Genomic DNA, 4,138 nt, shown 5'->3' with positions numbered 1-4,138 from the left:
TTTTGAAAGATGGTGGCGGGGGGGGGACTCGAACCCCCGACCTCCGGCTTATGAGACCAGCGCTCTAACCAGCTGAGCTACCCAGCCATCTTTTGGAAAGACCGGAATTATAATGACTGATAGCTTATTAAAAGCTTTAAATGACTATTAACTCAATATTGTGTACAATCTCACCCATAATATATCACTCAAAAAGGAAAAACAATGAATTTTCAACCACTTGGAAAACGGGTATTGGTTCAACGTCTCGAAGAAGCAACCACAACCGCATCAGGTATCATTATTCCTGACAATGCAAAAGAGAAACCCTCACAAGGAACTGTTATAGCAGTGAGCGAGAAAGTGACGAATGTAGAGGTAGGAAACGTTGTCGTTTTCGGTAAATACGCCGGCACAGAATTGACATTAGAGGGAAAAGCTTACCTCGTTATCGCTACAAGCGATTTACTCGGAATTATTAAATAAAGGAAACTATTATGGCAAAAGAAATTCACTATTCAGACGATGCACGCAATAAATTAGCCGCAGGGGTACAAAAACTGACCGATGCGGTCAAAGTAACTATGGGACCGCGCGGACGAAATGTTCTTATCCAACGCAGTTACGGCGCACCGCTTATCACCAAAGACGGTGTTTCGGTTGCCAAAGAGGTAGAACTCAAAGACCCGCTAGAGAATATGGGAGCGCAACTCGTTAAAGAGGTCGCTTCCAACACGGCGGACGAAGCGGGTGACGGTACCACTACGGCGACCATCCTTGCAAACTCTATTTTCAAAGAGGGTTTACGTAACATCACAGCGGGAGCAAATCCTATCGAAGTAAAACGGGGTATGGACAAAGCGACCGAAGCGATTTTGGCAGAGCTTAAAGCCGCATCACGTATCATCAACGATAAAAAAGAGATCGCGCAAGTCGCAACTATCTCTGCAAACTCCGATGAGCGTATCGGTGCGATGATCGCTGAAGCGATGGATAAAGTAGGTCGTGACGGTGTTATCACCGTTGAAGAAGCCAAAGGGATCAACGACGAGCTTGACGTTGTTGAGGGGATGCAGTTCGACCGCGGTTACCTCAGCCCGTACTTCATCAACAACTCGGAAAAAATGACCGTTGAGTTGGATCATCCGTTTATCCTCCTTTTCGATCAAAAAATCTCAAATCTTAAAGATTTGCTTCCAGTATTGGAACAAGTACAAAAAAGCTCACGCCCGCTTCTCATCATCGCGGAAGATGTAGAGGGTGAAGCGTTGGCAACATTGGTTGTGAACAAACTTCGCGGTGTATTGAATATCACAGCGGTTAAAGCTCCGGGATTCGGTGACCGCCGTAAAGCGATGCTCCAAGACATCGCGGTTCTTACCCGTGCTCAAGTGATCAGCGAAGAGATCGGACGTACACTCGATAGTGCAACCGTAGCAGACCTCGGTCAAGCCTCACGTGTCGTTATCAGCAAAGATAACACCACCATCGTTGACGGTGCAGGTGACAAAGATATGGTGAATTCACGTATCAAAGAGATCCGTACCCAAATCGAAGCGACAACGAGCGAATACGATAAAGAGAAACTCCAAGAGCGTCTTGCGAAACTTGCCGGCGGTGTTGCGGTTATCAAAGTCGGTGCGGCAACCGAAACGGAAATGAAAGAGAAAAAAGACCGCGTTGACGATGCACTCTCAGCGACCAAAGCGGCTGTTGAAGAGGGGATCGTTATCGGCGGCGGTGCGGCATTGATCCGCGCGGCGGCAAAAGTGAAACACGACCTTAGCGGCGATCAAAAAATCGGTTGGGAAATCATCCTCCGTGCGATCACCGCTCCGGTGAAACAAATCGCTGAAAATGCGGGATACGATGCGGGTGTTGTCGTCAACACGATCGTTTCTGCTACTAACGAAAACATCGGATTCAACGCGGCAACGGGTGAATACGTCGATATGTACGAAGCGGGAATCATCGATCCGCTTAAAGTTGAACGTGTTGCATTGACCAACGCGACGTCGGTATCAAGTATGCTTCTCACGACTGAAGCGACGATCCACGAGATCAAAGAAGACAAACCTGCAATGCCTGATATGGGCGGTATGGGTGGAATGCCGGGAATGATGTAAGTTCGCCTCAAAAAACGCCAACTGCTTGGCGTTTTGGCGAACGAAACCCCTCTTTTAACCCTTCTTCACTAAACACTCAACGGAACATAACCTATGCAATTATCACTAACCGACCTTATCGGCATTCTCGGCGTCTTTGTCATCATTGTTGCCTATATGCTTTTGCAACTTGAAAAAATGGAGGCAAAAGATTTAAGCTTCTCCGTCTTAAACACCTTAGGTGCATTGCTGATCATCATTTCACTGCTGTATGACTGGAATCTTGCATCGTTTTTAATGGAATCAATTTGGATGTTGATTAGTGTGTATGGGATACTCAAATATTATAAATTGAAGAAGAAAGAAGAGAATGCCGTCAAAAATGACGGCGAAGAAGATTAAGCGATTTCGTTCGCTTTTTTGTTTTCCCAAAGTGAATGGCCAAACGCGATAGTGATAAGACCGATACCGATCGTTCCCGTTACCATTTCACTGACGTGAGTGGTGATTTTCATTAACATAATAATCGCCAAAATTCCGATCGCATAGTGGGCACCGTGCTCGAGATAACGGAATGCAGAGAGGGTTTTATGCTCAACAAAATAGAGGGTGATACTCCGCACAAACATCGCTCCCACACCAAGCCCAATCATAATGATAAAGATGTTGCTGGTAAGGGCGAACGCTCCGATTACACCATCAAAACTGAAACTCGCGTCAAGCACTTCAAGATAGATAAATCCGGCGATCCCGCTTTTGACCGTATCGGAAGAGAGAAAATGATCGAGCATCCCCAGCAATGAGTGAAGCAAAACTCCGTACATAAATGCCAATACGACACCGAAGTCCTGTGTAATATGTCCTAAGCCGATACCGACCATAATCGCGGTAATCAACTCGATGTTGGCAACCCCTGAGAATGTTTCCATCATTTTAGATCCCTCTACAAAGGTGACCCATTTAACATCCCGCTCTTCAAAGAAAAAGTCCAAAAAGACCATGAGCAAGAACGCGCCCCCGAAGGCGAAAATCGTCGATTCGGTCGCTTTCAGCACTTTTTCGTATTCGGCAGGCTGATTCATCGCCACTTGAAGCGTTTCCATCAATCCCATCCCCGTTACTATCGAAACGATAGCAAGCGGAAACACCAAACGCATGCCGAAAACCGCGATCGGAATACCGAATATGATAAACCGTTTCTGCCAAATCGGATCCATCGTCTCTAACACTTTGGCATTAACCACCGCATTATCAAACGAAAGAGAAATTTCAAGGACAATCAATAAAAACGTGATGTAGATAGCGGCGAGTCCGCCAAGGTAAAATGCTGCGATCAGACCAATAGTCATAATTGCAAACGAACTGTAAAAGTAGCGCATAATTTTGCCCTCAAAAAAAGATGCGAAATTATAGCTGAATTAAAGACAATCGTGCCATTGAACGAGACTGAGTCGATATCCCTCTTGAACGCTAAGGACTTCATGGGAAAAATAGGGATTGCTTAGAAAAACGACCATATCCCCCGCTTCAGGACGGAGGGTTATCGTGTTACCGTGCTCGTCACACAGATAATTAAAAAGGAGTTCTCCCCCGCTGAAATGATCTTGATCGGTTGGATGGGGAGTATAGGAGGTGGTAAAGAGTACGGTGGTAAGTTTACGCTCAGGGGCAACGGGTTTGAATCCTACAATATTTCCTTCTCGATCACGAAGCTCACTTGAATCGTCCGAGTGCTTGAGATAAAACGATCCGCTCTCATATCCAAGGACTTGAACATCGGTCGCTTTACTCAAAGATAAAGCAAAAAACTCCTCAATTTCAGCTCTAACCGCATCAAAACGGCGATCATACACTGCTCGATGTTCCGAAGTGAGGGTATGAATATCCGTTTTACGAATAGCCGTATCAAGAGAACGCCCGCGAAGTTCTGCTTGCACGGCATTGTTATCCGATAAAGTGTGTGCAGTAATAGAGCGGCATTCGGAAGGGCTTAAAACCCCCTCCAGAACCATATAGGGAAAATCGTGGTAGGGGTTGGGGAGGCGTGCGGTAGG

5 protein-coding genes and 1 tRNA gene are annotated in these 4,138 nt (G+C 46.1%); 3 read left to right on the top strand and 3 right to left on the bottom strand.

Annotated features, from left to right (window positions below):
* Window positions 1-10: 10 nt before the first annotated feature.
* Window positions 11-87, bottom strand: a tRNA-Met gene (locus A2517_RS08615).
* Between the two features lie 117 nt (window positions 88-204).
* Between A2517_RS08615 and groES the strand changes: the two genes are divergently transcribed.
* From groES to A2517_RS08600, 3 genes are all read left to right on the top strand, one after another.
* A complete protein-coding gene (groES, locus tag A2517_RS08610; RefSeq protein ID WP_294896107.1) occupies window positions 205-465 on the top strand; it encodes a co-chaperone GroES in 261 nt (86 codons plus the stop codon).
* A gap of 11 nt (window positions 466-476) precedes the next feature.
* On the top strand, window positions 477-2,105 hold the full coding sequence (gene groL, locus A2517_RS08605; RefSeq protein ID WP_294896105.1) for a chaperonin GroEL: 1,629 nt from the start codon (window positions 477-479) through the stop codon (window positions 2,103-2,105).
* A 93-nt stretch (window positions 2,106-2,198) separates the two neighbouring features.
* Entirely contained in the window at window positions 2,199-2,486 is a 288-nt protein-coding gene (locus tag A2517_RS08600) for a hypothetical protein (RefSeq protein ID WP_294896103.1), read from the top strand.
* On the opposite strand, the gene A2517_RS08595 is transcribed toward A2517_RS08600, so the two are convergent.
* Window positions 2,483-3,463: a DUF475 domain-containing protein gene (locus A2517_RS08595; protein WP_294896101.1), complete on the bottom strand. Its 981-nt coding sequence runs from the start codon at window positions 3,461-3,463 to the stop codon at window positions 2,483-2,485. The two genes, A2517_RS08600 and A2517_RS08595, sit on opposite strands and share 4 nt — an antisense overlap.
* 39 nt (window positions 3,464-3,502) lie before the next feature.
* Window positions 3,503-4,138, bottom strand: a 636-nt coding sequence (locus tag A2517_RS08590; protein ID WP_294896099.1) for a 2OG-Fe(II) oxygenase, incomplete at its 5' end; no start/stop codon positions are given.

The sequence above is a fragment of the Sulfuricurvum sp. RIFOXYD12_FULL_44_77 genome (assembly GCF_001830725.1).
Taxonomy (GTDB): domain Bacteria; phylum Campylobacterota; class Campylobacteria; order Campylobacterales; family Sulfurimonadaceae; genus Sulfuricurvum; species Sulfuricurvum kujiense_A.
The sequence above is the reverse complement of the archived record's forward strand: the minus strand, read 5'-3'. Positions and strand labels throughout refer to the sequence as shown.

What these genes read in the sequence shown, in the direction of transcription:
- groES (WP_294896107.1), top strand. Translation starts at nt 205, where the DNA reads ATGAATTTTCAACCACTTGGAAAACGGGTATTGGTTCAACGTCTCGAA.
- groL (WP_294896105.1), top strand. Translation starts at nt 477, where the DNA reads ATGGCAAAAGAAATTCACTATTCAGACGATGCACGCAATAAATTAGCC.
- A2517_RS08600 (WP_294896103.1), top strand. Translation starts at nt 2,199, where the DNA reads ATGCAATTATCACTAACCGACCTTATCGGCATTCTCGGCGTCTTTGTC.
- A2517_RS08595 (WP_294896101.1), bottom strand. Translation starts at nt 3,463, where the DNA reads ATGCGCTACTTTTACAGTTCGTTTGCAATTATGACTATTGGTCTGATC.